The organism is Bacillus sp. JKS001846, assembly GCF_900176455.1.
Classification (GTDB): Bacteria; Bacillota; Bacilli; order Bacillales; family Bacillaceae_G; genus Bacillus_A; species Bacillus_A cereus.
Genome location: NZ_FWYG01000001.1, coordinates 769,271 through 787,956, shown reverse-complemented (window position 1 = coordinate 787,956; position 18,686 = coordinate 769,271). Strand labels below are relative to the sequence as shown.

Genomic DNA, 18,686 nt, shown 5'->3' with positions numbered 1-18,686 from the left:
GGCATTAGTTTTATGCCACTAAAAAATTTCTTTTTTTCAAAAAAAAAGAACAGTAGCCGTATAAACGACTACTGTTCTTTAAAGATATTAAACTGTATAACGCTCATCTTCTAAAATTTTCGCAGCGATTTCACGTTTCTTCGGAATTACGTTAAGTGGTGTGTGGCGAGTTAATTTACGTAATGATGATAACATCATGCGCAGCATGTCGCCATTTTCAACTGCGATAAGTGTTTCTTTCGCATCTGCTTCGATTTCGTTGAATGCTTCTTGGCAGAATACTTCAGTGTATAACACTTTTTGTTTATTCTTTTCAAGACCAGTTGTTTTAATTGCTTTTTCTGTACGAAGAACAGCTGACTCCATTGCGTATAGGTTGCTTACGATGTCAGCGATATTCACAAGAATTTCTTGCTCTTTATCTAATGCTTTACCGTATTTTTGAGCCGCTAATCCAGCTACCATTAAGCCGATTTTCTTCGCATTAGTTACTAAATACTTTTGAAGTGCTAATGGCTCATCGCCTACTTCTTCTGGCATCATCATCATTAACTCTTCTTGTAATTTTTGTGCTTTTTGAAGAAGTGGTAATTCACCTTTCATCGCTTTACGTAAGAACGTACCTGGTACAATTAGGCGGTTAATTTCGTTCGTTCCTTCGAAAATACGGTTAATACGAGAATCACGGTACATTCTTTCAATCTCGTATTCTGCCATAAATCCGTAACCACCGTGAATTTGAACACCTTCATCTACTGTATAGTCTAATACTTCAGAACCAAATACTTTGTTTAAAGAGCACTCGATTGCATATTCAGCGATAGAAGCTGCTACTGCTTTACCATCTTTTACTTCTTCTTCAGATAATGTGCTCATGCGGCTTTCAAATAAACCTACTGTACGATATACAGAGCTTTCAGCTGCATATGTTTTTGCTGCCATATTCGCAAGTTTCTCTTGAATTAATGGGAAGCGAGCGATTGGTTGTTTGAACTGTTGACGTTGGTTTGCATATTGTGCTGAAATTTCTACTGCACGTTTCGCAGATCCAACTGTACCAACACCTAATTTATAACGACCGATATTTAAAATGTTGAATGCGATAATATGACCTTTACCGATTTCGCCAAGTAAGTTTTCTTTCGGTACTAACGCATCTTCTAAAATTAACGTACGAGTTGAAGAACATTTAATACCCATTTTCTTTTCTTCTGGGCTTGTAGATACGCCAGCGTAGTCTTTCTCTACGATAAATGCTGAGAAGTGCTCGCCATCTATTTTTGCATATACAACGAATACGTCAGCGAATGCAGAGTTTGTAATCCACTGTTTTTCACCGTTTAATACATAATGTGTACCTTCTGCATTTAAACGTGCAGTTGTTTTTGCGCCTAATGCGTCAGATCCTGAACCTGGCTCTGTTAATGCGTATGCAGCTAATTTTTCACCAGTTGCAAGTAATGGTAAATACTTTTTCTTTTGCTCTTCGTTACCGAATAATACGATTGGTAAAGATCCGATACCTACGTGAGCACCGTGAGTAATTGCAAAACCACCAGCGCGAGAGAATTTCTCTGCGATTAACGCTGAGCTTACTTTATCAAGACCAATTCCGCCGTACTCTTCTGGTACGTCAGCGCCTAATAAACCAAGTTCTCCAGCTTCTTTTAAAAGACGAACTGAACGATCAAACTCATGTTGCTCTAAATATTCAAGCTCTGGAAGAACTTCATTTACGATAAAGTCCTCTGTCGTTTTAGCAATCATTTTATGCTCAGATGAAAAATCTTCTGGCGTAAACACTTGATCAATCGTAATCTCATCTACTAAAAAGCTACCGCCTTTAACCGCATTTCCTACTGTTTTTTCCATGAAAATTTCCTCCTTCATATTTTCATGAGCCGCTTCTCTCTTTTTGAAAGAAGCTGGCTCTCCCTTTTGTTTTTATAAACCTTTTTTGCTTCCATTTTTTTCATAATCCAGTTCCAGCGGCTAGAATGTTCGGTGGCTTCGCTTCTTCCTACGAGGCAAAGAGCGCCTCTTCGTCAAGGCTTCCAACGCCCTCCTGTTCTAAACGAGCCACCTGCACTTTTTAAAGTAATTCAAATACTCCCGCTGCTCCCATTCCGCCGCCGATACACATTGTTACGATACCAAATTGTTCGTTGCGGCGTTTCATTTCGTGAATAAGAGATAGTGTTAGTTTTGCTCCTGTACAGCCAAGTGGATGTCCAAGTGCGATTGCACCACCGTTTACATTTACTTTTTCTTCATCTAAACCAAGTTCACGAATAACTTGAATGGATTGAGAAGCAAATGCTTCATTTAGTTCGAATAAGCCAATATCAGATAACTCTAAGCCAGCTAGTTTTAACGCTTTTGGAATTGCAGCGATTGGGCCGATTCCCATTACTTCTGGTGGTACGCCAGCTACTGCAAATGAACGGAATTTCGCAAGTGGCTTCATGCCATCGCTCACTGCTTTTTCGCGATCCATTAATAATACAGATGCTGCACCATCACTCATTTGTGAAGAGTTACCAGCCGTTACAGAACCGCGAACGTTAAATGCTGGACGTAATTTTCCTAAAATGTCTAGTGTCGTCTCTGCTCTTACACCTTCGTCTTGTGCGAAAGTGATTGTTTCTTCTTGAAGTTTATTGTTTGATCCAACCGAGCGTAACGTCACATCTACAGGTACTGTTTCATCAGCAAAGTTTCCTGCAGCTAATGCTTTCGCAGCACGTTGATGACTTCTTACTGCAAATGCATCTTGCTCTTCACGAGAAATTCCATATTTCACAGCAACTTGCTCTGCTGTATGTCCCATACCCATATAATATTCTGGAGCCGCTTCTACAAGGCGACTATTCGGACGAACAACGTGTCCCATCATTGGAACTAAACTCATTGATTCTGCTCCGCCTGATAATACAGCTTCAGAGTGACCAAGCATAATACGCTCAGCTCCGTAAGCGATACTTTGTAAACCTGAAGAACAGTAACGGTTAATCGTAATAGCTGGAACATCGTAAGAAAGTCCTGCTAATCCGCCGATATTACGAGCCATATTTAAACCTTGCTCTGCTTCTGGCATCGCACAACCGAAAATTAAATCATCGATTGGTCCTTCATAATTCGCACGCTTTAACGTTTCCTTTACTACTAACGCCCCTAGATCGTCAGGACGAACTGTTTTTAATGAACCCCTCTTTGCTTTTCCAATTGGTGTTCTTGCTCCCGCAACAATGACAGCTTCTCTCATGAACGATATCTCCCCTCGTTATTAGTTACGTAATGGCTTTCCTTTTACAAGCATGTGCTGCATTCTTGCTTGTGATTTCATCTCACTTACTAAGCTAATAAATGCTTCACGTTCTACATCTAATAAATATTGCTCATCAACCTCTGTTCCGTACGGCACTTTTCCGCCCGCAATGACATATGCAAGTTTCTTAGCAATGTGAAGATCGTACTCTGAAATGTAACCAGATAAATGCATTGCTTCCGCACCAAGTGCAAGAGTTGCATATCCTGTTTCCCCAACAACTGGTATCTTTTTACGGATCGGCGCTTTATAACCAGCTTCATATAAAGCAAGTGCTTTCTGTTTCGCATCGTATAGTAAGTGATCACCATTCACACTAATACCATCTTTATCACCTAAGAAGTTATGAGAAACTGCTTCTTGTCCTGAAGTTGAAACTTTCGCCATTGCGACTGTTTCGAACACTTTATTTGCAACTTTTTGCAGATCAAACTCTACACCGTTTGCCATTTTGTTTAAGTGTTTAATGTATAGCTCTTTATTACCGCCTCCGCCAGGGATTAAGCCAACACCAACTTCTACTAAGCCCATATACGTTTCACTAGAAGCTTGAATGCTCGCTGCTGGTAAGCAAACTTCTGTACCTCCGCCAAGCGTCATACCATATGGTGCTGCTACAACTGGCTTAGAAGAGTACTTAATTTTCGTCATTGCATCTTGGAAGTTTTTCACAACCCACTCAATTTCAAAGTAGTTGTCGTCTTGTGCTTCCATTAAGATCATTGCTAGGTTCGCACCAACGCAGAAGTTCTTCGATTGGTTACCGATAACAAGACCTTTATAATTCTTTTCTACTTCATCAACAGCGTAGTTAATCATTTGCGTAATATCCATACCGATTGCATTACTCTTCGAATGGAACTCTAAGCAAAGGATGCCGTCGCCTAAATCAATTAAGCTCGCTCCGCTATTTTTCTTTAATACACCATTTTTCGCTTTTAATTGCTTAAGAGAAATTGCTTTTTTATTACGTTCGATTAGCTTATATTCGCCATTATCGTAATAGTAGCTATCGCCGTTATCATGTTTATAGAAAGTAGTGAAACCTTTCTCTAACATTTCTTTCACCCAAGTAGGAACGACTACGCCGTTTTCTTCCATCTTTTGAACGGATTTTTCAACGCCGATTGCATCCCAAACTTCAAACGGTCCTTGCTCCCAGCCGAAGCCCCACTTCATCGCTTGGTCAATTGCAACGATATCGTCAGCAATTTCTTTATGCAGTTTTGCAGAGTATAAAAGAGTTGGTGTAATGATGTTCCATAATAACTCTCCTGCGCGGTCTTTTGCGTATACAAGCGCTTTCAATTTATTCGCTAATCCTTTTTCTTGTTTACTTAACTCTACGGATGCAGCTTTTAATTTTTTACGCGCTTCATATTCCATCGTTTCAGGATTTAGTTCTAAAATTTCTTTTCCTTGTTTTAAGAAGAAGCCTTGACCTGTTTTGCTTCCAAGCCATTTTTTCTCAAGCATGTCATGCATGAAAGCTGGTACTTTAAATACATCACGCTCTTCTTCTTGCACATTTTCATATACGTTATTTGCAACGTGTACGAATGTATCTAAACCGACAACATCTAATGTGCGGAACGTTGCGCTCTTCGGACGACCAATAAGTGGGCCTGTTACAGAATCAACTTCCCCAATGCTATAGCCGCGTTTTACCATCTCTTGAAGAGTAACAAGTAAACCGTACGTACCGATGCGGTTTCCAATAAAGTTTGGTGTATCTTTTGCGATAACAACGCCTTTTCCAAGAACGTCTTCGCCAAATAGTTTCATGAAGCTTAATACTTGTGGATCTGTTTCTTTCGTCGGTATTACCTCTAGAAGTTTTAAATATCGTGGTGGGTTAAAAAAGTGTGTGCCTAAGAAGTGTTTCTGGAAGTCGTCTGAACGACCTTCTGCCATTTTTTCAACTGAAATGCCTGACGTATTCGAGCTTACAATTGAGCCCGGTTTACGAACAGCGTCTACTTTTTCAAATAATTTCTTTTTAATATCTAAGTTTTCAACTACTACTTCAATAATCCAATCTACATCAGCTAGACGCTCAAGATCATCTTCTAAGTTACCTGCTTCAATCAGTGCTAGATTTCCTTTCACTGTCAGAGGAGCTGGTTTTTGCTTTAATAGTTTTTGCACAGCCGTATTACTAAAACGATTTCTCACACTTTTATGTTCTAATGTAAGTCCCTTCGCTTCTTCTTCTTTCGTAAGCGCAGGTGGTACAATATCAAGCAATAATGTCGGAATACCAATATTAGCTAAGTGTGCCGCAATTCCCGAACCCATTACGCCTGAACCTAGAACAGCAGCCTTTTTAATTTGGAACATCCAATTCTCCCCCTATTCTTGAATGAATGCTCATTCAATTTTTCGACATAAGTCGCAATCAATGAGTGAGCCTCTACTAATAAATATATGATACTGTTTAAATTTTCGCAATATATTTATTGATAAAATTTTCTGAAATAAATATTTTTCTTTCATTTGGCCATGCTATATATGTATTTTCTTCACTAAAATACACTTTCCCTTTTTATAATCTGACGAAACTGGAGGAATATATATGGCAAAACTTAAGAAGAACCCTTCAAAGGCTGGAATTAGTGCAGCTAGTGTAACTGGAAACGCAGGTCCGCATAACCACGGCGTGGAAAAAGGACGTCAAGGTAATAACCAACAATATAAAAAGCATAATATGGGCGAAAAATAACGCTATATTTTTGGGCAGAGAACGTGGCATAATGATTAATGGCTGCTTTTTCTGCCCAATTTATTTGTAACAAATGAGGGAATTATAATGAAACGAACAATAGTTATGATTGTAATGATTGCCACACTATTTACAGGGATGATTTTCTTCTCTTATGCACAAAGACAACAAGCTGTAAGAGCTGATCAACCCAACATTACTGGGCAATATGGGGTTACAATCGATGCAAACACAGGTGAAATTTTGTATGGGAAACGCGAAGACGAACGCTCTTATCCGGCTAGTATAGCCAAAATGATGACAACCCTTCTTTTACTAGAGAATGTAAAAGAAGATGAAGAAATTACGGTTACAGAAAACGCAATTAAAACAGAAAGTCAAAGTAAGAAAATTAAACTTCGTGCTGGAGAAAAATTAAAGCGTGATGAGGCATTAAAACTTATGCTTATCATTAGTGCAGATCCAATAGCTGAATCAATTGCAGAACATATTGCAGGATCAAAAAATGAATTTGTGAAAATGATGAATGCTAGAGCGAAGGAACTTGGTACAAAGCATGCGACTTTCAAAAACGCAAGTGGTGCTGATGCAATTGGGAATAAAGTATCACCATATGACATTGCTATTATTACGAAAGAAGCATTAAAGTATCCAGTTGTTTTAGAATATATGAATTCAACCCGTACAACTCTACATACTTCAGAACGCTCTCCAAACATCGCAAACTACGGACGAGAAGAACTATATGACGATCCATATGCGATTGGAAGTAAAAGCGGTCTATCAGCACTTGGCAAATATACAGTCGTAACAGTGGATGAAAAAGACGGTAAACGTGTCATTAATGTTGTATTATCTTCTACCCGCAAGCAACTGTATCCTGATACGAAGAAAATGGCACATTATGCATTTCAGCAATTAAAATAACCAAGGAGTATTTTCTCCTTGGTTATTTTTTAACCATACCTTTTAATACGAACGCAACGTTTGCTGGACGCTCTGCTAGACGACGCATGAAATATCCATACCAGTCGTTTCCATAAGGTACGTAAACACGCATTTTGTAGCCTTCTTTTACTAGCTCAAGTTGACGCTCATTACGAATACCATATAACATTTGGAATTCAAATTGATCCCTTGGAATGTTGTGTTCTTCAGCAAGTTTTTTTGTATATTCAATAATCGCTTCGTCATGTGAAGCAATTGCAGTATAATTTCCATTTAATAAGTGCATTTTAATAATTTTTTTATAATTGTCATCTACATCTTTCTTGTCTGGGAATGCCACTTCTTCAGGTTCTTTATAAGCACCTTTTACAAGACGTAAATTAGGATTATAAGCATTTAAATCTTCAATATCTTTTTCTGTACGATATAGGTAAGCTTGAATAACAGTACCAATATTATCGTATTCAGATTTTAATTGTTTAAAGATATCAATTGTTTTACCACAGCGTGTATAGTCTTCCATATCAATGGTAACGAACACACCATTTTCTTTCGCCGCTTCTAAAATACGGCGCATATTGTTCATTACGATTTCATCAGAGATATCTAATCCCATAGAAGTCATCTTTAAAGAAAGCTGCGAATCAAGACCTTCTCTTCCAATTGCACGGATTGCTTCAATCGATTGGTTAGCCATTTCATTTGCTTCCGCTTCATTATCAACGAATTCCCCTAAATAATCGATTGTTACACAAAGTCCTTGCTTGTTCAATTGTTTAATAGCTGCTGTCGCTAATTCAATTGTCTCCCCTGCGACAAAGCGACCTGCACCAAAGCGTAAACCGTACTTTTTAGCCAGTTTTGTTAGCGCTTTATTTTTTGACAAGAAAAGAAACGAATTTCGCATTAATTGTTCCATGTAATTCACCCCTATGACTGTAATTTATCTGTTTTTTACCCCTCTTCAAAATTATATCATTGTTTAAAATTATTGGATACAAATAATTATTTAGATAATTTATAAAATACTATAAAAACATTTAAAAACCTATATTTCTGCTTATAAATATACCTGAAATATTTTTCGACATTTAGAAAAATGGAGTTTAATAGGCATAAAATAGGCATGTCGAAAATATTCGACATGCCTATAAAACCCTTAATATTCCATGTAAATTATATAAGGATATTAATACAGGAAACTTACGATTATATTTCCCTCAAGTTTTTTTATTGCTCATTTCGCTTCTCTTCATTCAGCCTTTTAATATCTGTAATTAACTGTACCATCTCTTCTTTCGCATCTGGATAAGTTTCATTCCAATGCTTTACTAAAGCTGGCATCGTCTTCGCTATGTAAGAATACAGTGCCCACTTCTGTACCTGTTCTTTTCTCTCTTCATTGCTCTCTCCAAGTAACAGCTCAGTGTATTTCTCCAGTAAACCATCAAACTGCTCGTTAAACTTTTCACTCATTTTATTTACCTCCTATATGAAAAAAGCAGCGAAGGTCGCTGCTTTTTCTTATAATTTTGATCGAACAGAGTTTAATTTTTTCTCCATTGTGCTTACTTTATCACGACGATCATCAATACGAATAGTTGTTGCAACACGCTGTGCACCTTTCGTATATGGAACTTCATGCATTTGTTGAATTACTTCTAGAATGACAGGAAGATCTCCTTCAATAATTGTATTCATCGGTGTTAATTGATACTTCACGCGATCCGCATTTTTCTCTAGCACCTTTTGTACTTCTGCTACATATTCACTAACACTTGGATTACCTGTTCCTACTGGAATAATCGATACATCAACAATTGCCATAGTAGTCTTCCTCCTATAATCGTTTCTTATATATCCATTGTCTATTTTACCGAAATCCTCATCATTTTACTAATATGTTACTCTTCCACTTTAAACTGCTCGACTAATCTTTCTAAATCTCTCATATGTTCTGTCAAACTTTCCATCGTGTGAGCTACCTTTTCTAAATGATTCACCTGTGATTCAGTTGCAGCATGTACCTCTTCAGAAACAGCTGCACTTTCTTGACTCGTACCAGCAATTGTATGCATTACCGCTGTAATTTCCCCTTGCTCGTAACCTATGTTATGTACCTCTTCTACAATTTTTTCAACTGAAGTACTAATCGTATTTACAACTGACATAATTGTGCGGAACTCCATTTCCGCCTCTGTCGTCACTTTATTTTGTACATCTGCAATGTCTTTCAATTTACTTACAACTTCTACAACCCTTTTTACTTCTAATTGTACATCACCAATCATCGTTGTGATTTCTCCGGTTGCCTCTTTTGATTGTTCCGCTAATTTCCGAACCTCTTCAGCAACAACCGCAAATCCCTTACCTTGCTCACCTGCACGGGCAGCTTCAATCGATGCATTTAAAGCAAGTAAATTTGTTTGATCCGAAATGCCTTTTATAAGCTCAACAACATTTTGAATCGATCCAACTCTTTGTTCTAACTTATCCGATGCTTCTTCTGTATGAACAACAATCGAAGATGATTGTCCCCTCGTACGGATTAAATTCCTCATTGTATTTAATCCTTGCTTAGATGCCTCTTCCGCTTTGCCAGCCACTCCTTTTATTTCACCAACGGAGCTATTCATTTGTTCCACTGACTCCGCCATATTCTCGAGCTGAGCTGAAACTTCATCCACACCATTCGCAAGAGTAGAGGCTCCTCCACTCACATCATCCATTGCTCCTGAAACTTCTCTACTAGCCGCTACTGTTTCATTCGTTAAGTAATGTAAACTATTCGTTGATTGTTGCACCGTTGATACGCTGTTTTTAATTTTACTTACCATTTCATTCATTTGTTCAACCATATCATTAAAGTGCTTAGTCAACTCTCCAACTTCATCTTTACTTGTCACTTTCATTCGCAACGTTAAATCGCCTTCTGCTACTTTTTGCACGTGATTCTTTAATAGTTGCAGTGGTCTTGCTAATCTTCTTGAGAACAAGTAGGAAGCTACGATTCCAACTAATAAACTAATACATGCCATTATAATAACTGTATTTCTCGTACTATTTAATAGCCCATCGATCGTTTCTTTCGGATAAAAGATTCCTATCGTCCATTTCATCGTATCAAATGATTGACTGTAAACAACTACATCTTCACCTTTTATTGTACTGACCGCATATTTTGTTACCTCTTTATTTAAGCTCTTTATAAGTGGCTCTTTAGAAACATCTTTTCCTATCTTTTCTGGATAAACAAGAGCCATATTTTTATCATTTATAATAAACATTTCTCCGTCATTATTGTATTGAATATTGTGAAGCAACTTCTGAATCGTCCCAAGCGATACATCCATCGCAACAACGCCTAATACAGATCCATCTTGAGCTGTAATTGCTTTAGAAACACCTACACTTAACTTTCCTGTTGCAATTTCATAAGAAGGTTGTCCCCAATGGACCTTTTTTACATCAGCCTCTGAATCTTTATACCATGGTCTTGTCGTTGGATCGTATCCTTCTGGCACTTGCCCACCTTCAGCAAGATTGGCACTTAATGTTTTTTTATCTTTCGTACCAATATATAAATCTAAAATACCAGGATGATTCTTTTTATACTCCGCAAACTCTTTCGTTAAAAACGCTTCCTCTTCTGGAGTAACCCCACCTTGAAGTATATTACGAATCATCTCACTGTTCGCGTAATACCCCATATCTTCATCCGTTCTTTGAACAAATGTCGTAAGTTGCTCTGTTACAAGATCCATCGCATTTTGAGAATACTCGTCTAAGGAACGCACTTCCTTTTCTTTCTGTAATTGATACACAGCTGTACCCAATATTACGAACATCATAGAAATAAGAACTGAAAACACTACCGCAATTTTTAAACGTAAACTTCTTAACATCTTCCCCCCAGCATCCCCTTCGCATTAAATTAAAATCTTATTAATCATTATATTAAGTATAATAGATAAAATTAAAAAATTGAAATTAATTCTCACCTTAATACAATTAGAAAACGGACTACCACTTGTGCAAAAACAAATAGTTCATTATCCTTAAAATATAATCTCATTCGTTCGGAGGGAACTATGTTACAAAAATTCGGTTTCTCACAATATGAAAGCCAAGCTTATGAAGTTGTCGTATCAAGCAATGAACCATTAGATGCTACAACGATTGTGAAGCATTCAGGTGTTCCAAAAGCAAAAATATATGAAGTGCTAGCACGCCTAATCGATAAAGGAATGGTAATGGATTCTGTTTCAGAAAAGAAAAAACTGTATACAGCATTACCACTAAAGCTAGCAATTGAAAAATTAACGACAGAATTCCAATCAAATATTAAAGAACTGGAAACAAATATATCCAAAAAATCATTTACAGATGACCGTGTGTGGAGCTTAAAAATGCAATCTTCTATTCGAGTTCAAAGTAAGGAACTCATCGAAAGTGCAAAAGAATCAATCCGTATTTCAGCTTGGAATGATACTCTTTTAGAATATCTTCCTTTACTAGAACAAAAAGCAAAACAAGGTGTTCAAATTGAATCCCTTATTGTTGGAGAAGTAGAAACAGACTTAGAAAACATGCATTTTCTAATCCCGGCTGAAGAACCTAATGCATTAGAGCGCTACTTGCTACTCATCGTTGACGATCGTGAAATTTTATTTGCTGGCGTAGAACAAGAGTCATGGCAAGCAATGAAAACAATGTCACAACCATTCGTAAAGTTCTTTACAGAATTTTTCTATCATGACGTTGCACTTGCAAAGATTACCCAGAAACACCATGACCTCTTTATGGAAGATGAGGAAATTAAGAGTTTGTTAATGAAATTAAGATACTAATTAAATAATAAAAAGGAGTCTAGTTTTTCACTTAGACTCCTTTTCGTTTTGTTCCTTTATCTCCATCAACAGCTCAATGATTTTCTCATTTTGCTCCACTTGTTTCTCTGAATTTTGATAGATGAAACGAACCCATCTAAGTGCAAAAATAATAAGAAACAAAGGGAGCATTGAAATTAGAAGACCAATAATTGAAAAATTCGTATACATATCCATCACCTCGCTATATACAACGTTCTCCATACATCTACTAAAACCTGTAATTTTTTACAAATAAAAAAAGAACCTATCAAACGATAGATTCTTCTTTCACGAACTGAGTAGAACGTCCTCTTGTAATCGAGAAAATCGCACAAAGCAGAGCTAATATAATAAAGCCACCGCCTACCCAAGCGTTATATATAACAGATGATTTTTCAATAACAACTCCGCCTACTGTTGAACCAAGTGCAATTCCTAAGTGAAGGGCAGAGTTATTTAAACTTTGCTGAATACCAGCTGATTCTGGTGCAATTTCAATTAAATAGTTTTGTTGCGCTGGTGAAATCGCCCAGCTCAGCATACTCCAAATTCCCATCATAATAATGAACAGTGGGAATGAGAATGTCATCATCGGCAATAGGAAGATCGCACACGCAAATACGATAATAATTGAGATAATACTTTTCTTCGATCCCCATTTATCCGCAAGCCAGCCTCCGAATCCGCCCCCAATTACTGCTGCGATTCCGAAGATGAAATAAAATACACTAATCCAATTCGCTTCCACATGCATAACATCTTTTAAAAATGGTGTTAAATATGCATATAGTGTTAAATGACCCGTTAAAAATAAGAATGATGTTAACTGTGCACTTACGATTTTTTTATCTTTTAACGTAGCAAGTTGTTCTCTTATTGATAATACCGATGTCGGTGGTACTTTCGTTAAGAATAATGAAATACAAGCGATTGCCATAACTGTTAAGATTGAAATGAGTACAAATGGTGCACGCCATCCATATGCATTTCCGAGTACAAGGCCAAGCGGTACTCCAAGTACAAGTGATCCACTAATCCCCATGAAAATGATTCCAATTGCACGCGCACGAAAATGCGGTTCTACAACGCTAGAAGCAAGTGTTACAGATAACGCAATAATTAATGAACCACCCGCTGCACAAATGACCCTTGAGAGCATTAACATTCCGTAATTCACACTACATGCTGAAATGATATTTCCGATTAAAAAAATCGATAATGCCCCAATATATAATTTTTTTCTTTCAAACTTCCCTGTTAAAGCTAATAAAACTGGACCTGACAAAGCAAATACTACCGAATATACGGTTATAAGCTGACCAGCTGCGCTAATCGATACTCCTAAATCATTGGCAACTAAATCAAGCGTTCCTCCTATAATTAGCTCAACCGTTCCGACTACGAAAGCCGCGATAGCTAAAATATACACACGAAAATCCAAGACTTTCCCCACACTTTCTTTTTAGGTTACTACCGCTATAGTAACCTAAACGAAAAATGGACGCAAGTACAATTTTTTTACAATAAAAAAACAGGCGTATGATACGCCTGCCTTCTAATTATTAAACACTAGTTTTATTCTTCTTATTTAAATACCAATACACCGGAAGTCCAGTAAAGACAATTCCAATTGATAAGAAACAACTTATCGGATCATTGATAATTGCACTACCAATTACAAAGAACGAACCTAAAATCGCAACAATTGGTACAATTGGGAATAACGGTACACTGTATGCACGCTCTTTATTCTTATTACGTTTTCTTAAAATGAAGACACCAATAAACGTCATTACATAGAAAATATAAATAATGAATACGGAAATCTCAGATAGCTTATTTGGATCACTAATAATCATTAAAATAATTCCTAAAATGATTTCAACAGTAATCGCATTTGCTGGTGTTTTAAATCTCGAACTTTCCTTTGCAATAAACTTAGAAAATGGAAGTTGTCCACGCTCTGCCATAGACATTGGGATACGTGGAAACGTTAAAATCTTTCCATTTAAACAGCCGAAAATAGAAACGATAATACCAATACTAATAATTTTTCCGCCATATTCTCCAAGTAACATGCCTGCAGCTGTCGCTGTTGCATTTTCTCCAAGGTCTACAATTTTCGCTGCTGGTAATACATTTAATAACGCCAAGTTAATTAATACGTAAGCAGCCGTTACGATTAAAATCCCTACTGTCATTGCTTTCGGTAATAACTTTGTTGGATTCTTCATTTCTCCACCAATCGAAGCAAGTAAAATCCAGCCGTCATAAGCAAATAACGTTGCTAAAATTGCCATACCGATACTTTGATTTTCCGATATCGGCACAACTACGTTAAAAATATCGCTATTCCCTTTCCAGAAACCTAGCACAACAATTAACACAATCGGAATCATCTTCCCAATTGTCGTGATTGTTTGAACGATACCTCCGTATTTTGTTCCCATGCTATTTACAACGCCAAGGAACACAACCGTTCCAATTGCGATTGGTAAATTCCACACTTTATCTAAATAGAAAAAATTAATCATTAAAGAACTAAAGTATAAACCTAATGTTCCGATAATAGCAGGTCCATAAACAATTGTTTGCATCCAACCTGATAAATATCCCCAAAAACTTCCGTAAATCTCCTCTAAATACGTATACAACCCACCATTTTTCGGGATTTGCGCTCCAATTTCAGCTACTGTTAAACCACTTGCTAGCGTCAACAGACCACCAATTACCCAAGCAAGAATGGCCATATTAGAACTCCCCGAGTAATCTAATACGCTCCCTGGTTTCATAAACACACCAGATCCAATAATCGTTCCTACTACGATAGAAAGTGCTACTGTTAAACCAATTTTGTTCTTCTCATCATGATGCATGCTGCGTATCCTCCTTCCAATCCTAGTGTGATGCAAAAATGAAATAAAAAAACACTCCTCCCTAAAAAAGGGACGAGTGTTGTATTCGTGGTTCCACCCTTGTTTCAATTCGTAAAGTAATACACTTCACCAATTTCTCAAGTCTAAATAACGGTTTTTGCCGGCAAGCAATTACTAGATGCTCGTTCACTGCTGCAGTTCAGAGGTGGTAATCTATTTTTCCGTATTAGGAAGCTCACAGCCAAAGGCTTCCCTCTCTGAGAATCGTAAAAAATTGATCGTGTCCTCATCATCACTTCTTGATGTCGAATTTTGTAGTTATTGTTCATTATATTGAATTGTTAGAAAAAATCAATATATTTTTTATATAACATAGGAAATATTTATCTTCTTATATTATAACAGAAGCTGTAATATTTCTCTAATTCCCCCTTATCTTTGGAGCAGTGTAGCTGTAAAAATTATATCAGCGATTTTTCAAATATATTGACCACAACTCAAATTATATCGGCGATTTTCAAAATATATCGATTTACCAACAAAAAACGCCAACAGTAAAAGGAGGTCTTTCAAAAGAAAGCCCCCCTCACGCCTGTACCTTTCGGTTGCCCACACGAAAGATACGACTTCATTCAATTATTTCTCATCTTTTTTCATAAAAAACTTATGGTGCGGTAAATCAACATTCAATGCCTCTAATTGTTTCTTTTCATTGTCTAAAATCGCTTTTGCTTTTGTTTTTGTTGCTTCATCTAATCCTGCAAAGATGTCTTCATGCTTCTCTTTCTCTGGAAGTTTCACACCTAATTTTGTTAATTCTTCTTTTGCTTGCTCATGCGTTAATTTTCCAGATTTCTTTTGCTCTAAAATTGACTTTGCTTTTTCTTTTGCCTGTTCATCTAAGTTAGCAAACATGTCTCCATGTTTACCTTTCTCCGGCATTTTCACGCCTAGCTTTGTTAATTCCTCTTTTGCTTGCTCATGCGTTAATTTTCCAGATTTCTTTTGCTCTAAAATCGACTTCGCTTTCTCTTTCGCCTGCTCATCTAAGTTAGCAAACATGTCTCCACGCTTACCTTTCTCCGGCATTTTTACGCCTAACTTTGTTAATTCCTCTTTTGCTTGTTCACGTGTTAGTTTTCCGGATTTCTCTTGCTCTAAAATTGACTTCGCTTTTTCTTTCGCCTGTTCATCTAATCCTGCAAACATGTCTTTACGCTTCTCTTTCTCCGGAAGCTTTACACCTAGTTCCTGTAACTGTTTCTTTGTATCGTCCATAATCGTTTTTACTTTTTGTTTTGTAGCGTCATCTAAATCTTTTTTCACTGTTTTTGTCGCTTGCTCAGCTGTTGGAGTATTTGTTGCCGCGAATGCCGGAACACCGACTCCTCCAATGATTCCGAATGATAAAGCACCTGCAATCGCTAAATAACCAACTGTTTTCTTCTTCATAGGAAATTTCCTCCTTCATATTTCTAAAGCATGTACACTTTCGTATACAACGCCAATAGTAATATTGGTTTCTTAAAATTTCCTTAACGATTCAAATAAAAAACACCGCTCGTAATGAGCGGTGTTTCTCTATGCTTTTTGTAATTGTAACTCTTCACGTTCCATTATTTTTCTTAATACAATTGTTTGTGTCATTGTAAATAAGTTACCTGTTATCCAGTACAACACAAGTCCTGATGGCGCCGCAAACCCCATAAATAGAATCATTGCTGGCATCATAATTTGCTGCATCTTTAGCATCTGTACTTGTTCTCCAGGTGTAATATTCGATTGGAAAACTTTCATCTGAATAAATGTCGTTAACGCTGCAATAATCGGTAATATATGATATGGATCTGCATGTCCTAGGTTCACCCATAAAAACGAAGATGTGCGAATCTCTTCCGTTCTGCTAATCGCATAATACAAAGCAGAGAAAATCGGCATTTGTATAAAAATTGGCCAGCAACCAGCAAGTGGATTCCAACCGCCTGATTTCATTAGTTCTGACATTTCTTTTTGATACTGCTTTTGTTTTTCAAGGTCTTTGCTTACATCACCGTATTTTTTCTTTAGCTTCTGCAATTCAGGTTGCATTTTCTTCATTTTCGCTTGGCTGCGATATTGCGAAACAGCTAATGGAATCATGGCTGAACGAATAACGAGCGTCATAATAATGATAGCAACCCCGAAGCTAGCTCCCGGTATATGATGAGCAACAAATTGAATCATATACGAGATTGGATATACGAAATAATGGTTCCATATTCCCGTACTATGTGAATCAATTGTGCCTGCATTACTGCAGCCGGATAAAACAAAAACAAGTACTACTGATAAACTAATGAGCGCAGCTCGGTATGATTTTAACATGTTCATTCCTCCAATGTTTCGTAATTATTTAGCGAAACATTGGTGTATACGGACCAACCTCATCATTCTCTTCACTTGATTCTTGTCTGCGTACGGAACGAATCATTCCATATTTATAAAAAATTGAAAATAGCGGTACATTTCCCGCACTATCTTCACATGTATCAACTAACGCAAAAGCTCTTTGTCTACCGCTTGATGCTTGTTGACGCACAAAGCGAGAAACATTAGCAAGGAAGAAAACTTCTAATAAGCAAAGTGCTGTCGTTACAAACGATATATATAGAATTGCATCCTGCAATAAAAATTCCATCGCTTCACATCCTTAATAAGGTCATTTTAGCACATCGGGCAAATATTCTCTATTTCCTTTTATTTTCAAAAAAAGTATTTTGCATATTTTCTCAAGAAAACAATAATTAAGAAACGTTGTATTCGCTTTCTTTAGCATATTCACACACATCAATGAATAGGCTTGATTTATTAGAAATTTATAAAATTTTTGCATTATAATAAAACTATTGCCAGTTTTTGAAAAAACCTTTATTCTCTTCTTGTAATCAAAAATGAATATGGAGATGAAACATACTATGGGTCAACTAGGAGACGCCGATTACGTTCCCGACACCGCCTTTTTATCCTTCCCAGCAGCTAAAACATTTCACTTAGAATTTATGATACAGTTGGTTGTTATTTTTATAGCTTCTATTTTGTATGCAATTTCTATGAATATGTTTTTTATCCCGCATAATATGATTAGCGGTGGATTCGCTGGTGTAGGGATGATTATCGGTTATTTAATGCACTACAATATCGGTGCACTTATCTTTTTACTAAACATTCCTCTTCTTATTTTAAGTCACTTTTACTTAGGAAAGAAGACAACCTTTTTAACAGCGTACTTTGTAGCTGTATCATCGTTAGCGATGAACATTATCCCGGTACACCAAGTTTCAGACGATATTTTACTTTCTTCTGTATTCGGTGGTGTTATCTGCGGAGCAGCTTCAGGAATTATATTCCGATTTGCTTCTTCAACAGGTGGTTTTGATGTTGTCGGATTGATTGTAGCGAAATATCGAGATGTTTCAATTGGAGCAATCATATTTGTATTCAACTTAATCTTACTTGTAGCAGCAGGTTTTATTTTCGGATGGGATATTACACTTTATACGTTAATTAGTCGATTTGTAGTCAGCAAAGTTATCGACGCTGTGCATACGAAACATATTAAATTAACGATAATGACTATTACAGAAAAAGGCGAGGAAATAAAAAGCGCACTACTACATCACGGCATACGCGGGGTGACAATGGTAGACGCTGTCGGCGGCTATACAAACCATAAGAAAAAAATGATTTACACTGTCGTGACTCGCTATGAGTTAGGCGAAATGAAACGTATTATCCGTCAAGTGGATAACAAAGCATTTATGAACATTACTGAAACAGTTGAAATTGTCGGCCGTTTCAAACGCATATAAAATAGGTTAATAAATTAAAGGGCATAACATATTAGTCATATATAATATGTTATGCCCTTTGTTATTCAACTAACGTACCTTTTAGCATAATAA

17 protein-coding genes and 1 other annotated feature are annotated in these 18,686 nt (G+C 36.9%); of the genes, 4 read left to right on the top strand and 13 right to left on the bottom strand.

Annotated features, from left to right (window positions below; translation table 11 throughout):
• Positions 1-87: 87 nt before the first annotated feature.
• From B9A45_RS04175 to B9A45_RS04165, 3 genes are all read right to left on the bottom strand, one after another.
• Positions 88-1,872, bottom strand: a complete 1,785-nt coding sequence (locus B9A45_RS04175; protein ID WP_000416291.1) for an acyl-CoA dehydrogenase family protein — start codon at positions 1,870-1,872, stop codon at positions 88-90.
• 220 nt (positions 1,873-2,092) lie between these two features.
• Positions 2,093-3,265 carry an acetyl-CoA C-acetyltransferase gene (locus B9A45_RS04170; RefSeq protein WP_001206324.1) on the bottom strand — a complete coding sequence of 391 codons (1,173 nt, stop codon included), beginning with the start codon at positions 3,263-3,265 and terminating at the stop codon, positions 2,093-2,095.
• A gap of 21 nt (positions 3,266-3,286) precedes the next feature.
• On the bottom strand, positions 3,287-5,668 hold the full coding sequence (locus tag B9A45_RS04165) for a 3-hydroxyacyl-CoA dehydrogenase/enoyl-CoA hydratase family protein (RefSeq protein WP_000486378.1): 2,382 nt from the start codon (positions 5,666-5,668) through the stop codon (positions 3,287-3,289).
• Between the two features lie 235 nt (positions 5,669-5,903).
• Here B9A45_RS04165 and B9A45_RS04155 point away from each other — a divergent pair, with 235 nt between their 5' ends.
• A complete protein-coding gene (locus B9A45_RS04155) occupies positions 5,904-6,050 on the top strand; it encodes a YuzL family protein (RefSeq protein WP_001096344.1) in 147 nt (48 codons plus the stop codon).
• Between the two features lie 87 nt (positions 6,051-6,137).
• A complete protein-coding gene (locus B9A45_RS04150; RefSeq protein ID WP_000831466.1) occupies positions 6,138-6,977 on the top strand; it encodes a D-alanyl-D-alanine carboxypeptidase family protein in 840 nt (279 codons plus the stop codon).
• Positions 6,978-6,999: 22 nt separating this feature from the next.
• Here the strand turns inward: B9A45_RS04150 and B9A45_RS04145 are convergent, their stop codons facing one another.
• From B9A45_RS04145 to B9A45_RS04130, 4 genes are all read right to left on the bottom strand, one after another.
• Complete coding sequence (locus tag B9A45_RS04145; protein ID WP_000436772.1) at positions 7,000-7,917, bottom strand: proline dehydrogenase family protein; 918 nt, start codon at positions 7,915-7,917, stop codon at positions 7,000-7,002.
• A 311-nt stretch (positions 7,918-8,228) separates the two neighbouring features.
• Positions 8,229-8,474 carry a YusU family protein gene (locus B9A45_RS04140; protein ID WP_001290594.1) on the bottom strand — a complete coding sequence of 82 codons (246 nt, stop codon included), beginning with the start codon at positions 8,472-8,474 and terminating at the stop codon, positions 8,229-8,231.
• A 48-nt stretch (positions 8,475-8,522) separates the two neighbouring features.
• Positions 8,523-8,825, bottom strand: a complete 303-nt coding sequence (locus B9A45_RS04135) for an MTH1187 family thiamine-binding protein (protein ID WP_001018860.1) — start codon at positions 8,823-8,825, stop codon at positions 8,523-8,525.
• 77 nt (positions 8,826-8,902) lie between these two features.
• Positions 8,903-10,903 carry a methyl-accepting chemotaxis protein gene (locus B9A45_RS04130; RefSeq protein ID WP_000946354.1) on the bottom strand — a complete coding sequence of 667 codons (2,001 nt, stop codon included), beginning with the start codon at positions 10,901-10,903 and terminating at the stop codon, positions 8,903-8,905.
• 186 nt (positions 10,904-11,089) lie between these two features.
• Here B9A45_RS04130 and B9A45_RS04125 point away from each other — a divergent pair, with 186 nt between their 5' ends.
• Positions 11,090-11,848 (top strand): TrmB family transcriptional regulator, encoded by a 759-nt coding sequence (locus B9A45_RS04125; protein ID WP_000939479.1) that lies wholly within the window; start codon positions 11,090-11,092, stop codon positions 11,846-11,848.
• A gap of 27 nt (positions 11,849-11,875) precedes the next feature.
• Here B9A45_RS04125 and B9A45_RS04120 read toward each other — a convergent pair whose 3' ends face one another.
• The 6 genes from B9A45_RS04120 to B9A45_RS04095 all read right to left on the bottom strand — a co-directional run bounded on the left by B9A45_RS04120 (position 11,876) and on the right by B9A45_RS04095 (position 17,422).
• Positions 11,876-12,058: a hypothetical protein gene (locus B9A45_RS04120; RefSeq protein WP_000288471.1), complete on the bottom strand. Its 183-nt coding sequence runs from the start codon at positions 12,056-12,058 to the stop codon at positions 11,876-11,878.
• Positions 12,059-12,137: 79 nt separating this feature from the next.
• Positions 12,138-13,322, bottom strand: coding sequence for an MFS transporter (locus tag B9A45_RS04115; RefSeq protein ID WP_140159947.1), 1,185 nt, complete (start codon positions 13,320-13,322; stop codon positions 12,138-12,140).
• 109 nt (positions 13,323-13,431) lie between these two features.
• Positions 13,432-14,745, bottom strand: coding sequence for an APC family permease (locus B9A45_RS04110; protein ID WP_065702899.1), 1,314 nt, complete (start codon positions 14,743-14,745; stop codon positions 13,432-13,434).
• A 65-nt stretch (positions 14,746-14,810) separates the two neighbouring features.
• Positions 14,811-15,047: a binding site (T-box leader), on the bottom strand.
• 334 nt (positions 15,048-15,381) lie between these two features.
• Entirely contained in the window at positions 15,382-16,197 is an 816-nt protein-coding gene (locus B9A45_RS04105) for a hypothetical protein (protein ID WP_084063880.1), read from the bottom strand.
• A gap of 129 nt (positions 16,198-16,326) precedes the next feature.
• Positions 16,327-17,109 (bottom strand): membrane protein insertase YidC, encoded by a 783-nt coding sequence (locus B9A45_RS04100; RefSeq protein WP_000920519.1) that lies wholly within the window; start codon positions 17,107-17,109, stop codon positions 16,327-16,329.
• A gap of 28 nt (positions 17,110-17,137) precedes the next feature.
• A complete protein-coding gene (locus tag B9A45_RS04095; protein ID WP_000394930.1) occupies positions 17,138-17,422 on the bottom strand; it encodes a hypothetical protein in 285 nt (94 codons plus the stop codon).
• A 277-nt stretch (positions 17,423-17,699) separates the two neighbouring features.
• Between B9A45_RS04095 and B9A45_RS04090 the strand changes: the two genes are divergently transcribed.
• Positions 17,700-18,593 carry a YitT family protein gene (locus tag B9A45_RS04090; protein WP_000530044.1) on the top strand — a complete coding sequence of 298 codons (894 nt, stop codon included), beginning with the start codon at positions 17,700-17,702 and terminating at the stop codon, positions 18,591-18,593.
• Positions 18,594-18,686 lie beyond the last annotated feature (93 nt).

Bases quoted from the DNA above. Each gene is read 5' to 3' on its own strand.
- B9A45_RS04105 (WP_084063880.1), bottom strand. From the start codon at position 16,197: ATGAAGAAGAAAACAGTTGGTTATTTAGCGATTGCAGGTGCTTTATCA.
- B9A45_RS04100 (WP_000920519.1), bottom strand. From the start codon at position 17,109: ATGTTAAAATCATACCGAGCTGCGCTCATTAGTTTATCAGTAGTACTT.
- B9A45_RS04165 (WP_000486378.1), bottom strand. From the start codon at position 5,668: ATGTTCCAAATTAAAAAGGCTGCTGTTCTAGGTTCAGGCGTAATGGGT.
- B9A45_RS04170 (WP_001206324.1), bottom strand. From the start codon at position 3,265: ATGAGAGAAGCTGTCATTGTTGCGGGAGCAAGAACACCAATTGGAAAA.
- B9A45_RS04135 (WP_001018860.1), bottom strand. From the start codon at position 8,825: ATGGCAATTGTTGATGTATCGATTATTCCAGTAGGAACAGGTAATCCA.
- B9A45_RS04090 (WP_000530044.1), top strand. From the start codon at position 17,700: ATGGGTCAACTAGGAGACGCCGATTACGTTCCCGACACCGCCTTTTTA.
- B9A45_RS04175 (WP_000416291.1), bottom strand. From the start codon at position 1,872: ATGGAAAAAACAGTAGGAAATGCGGTTAAAGGCGGTAGCTTTTTAGTA.
- B9A45_RS04095 (WP_000394930.1), bottom strand. From the start codon at position 17,422: ATGGAATTTTTATTGCAGGATGCAATTCTATATATATCGTTTGTAACG.
- B9A45_RS04155 (WP_001096344.1), top strand. From the start codon at position 5,904: ATGGCAAAACTTAAGAAGAACCCTTCAAAGGCTGGAATTAGTGCAGCT.
- B9A45_RS04125 (WP_000939479.1), top strand. From the start codon at position 11,090: ATGTTACAAAAATTCGGTTTCTCACAATATGAAAGCCAAGCTTATGAA.
- B9A45_RS04130 (WP_000946354.1), bottom strand. From the start codon at position 10,903: ATGTTAAGAAGTTTACGTTTAAAAATTGCGGTAGTGTTTTCAGTTCTT.
- B9A45_RS04150 (WP_000831466.1), top strand. From the start codon at position 6,138: ATGAAACGAACAATAGTTATGATTGTAATGATTGCCACACTATTTACA.
- B9A45_RS04110 (WP_065702899.1), bottom strand. From the start codon at position 14,745: ATGCATCATGATGAGAAGAACAAAATTGGTTTAACAGTAGCACTTTCT.
- B9A45_RS04120 (WP_000288471.1), bottom strand. From the start codon at position 12,058: ATGTATACGAATTTTTCAATTATTGGTCTTCTAATTTCAATGCTCCCT.
- B9A45_RS04140 (WP_001290594.1), bottom strand. From the start codon at position 8,474: ATGAGTGAAAAGTTTAACGAGCAGTTTGATGGTTTACTGGAGAAATAC.
- B9A45_RS04145 (WP_000436772.1), bottom strand. From the start codon at position 7,917: ATGGAACAATTAATGCGAAATTCGTTTCTTTTCTTGTCAAAAAATAAA.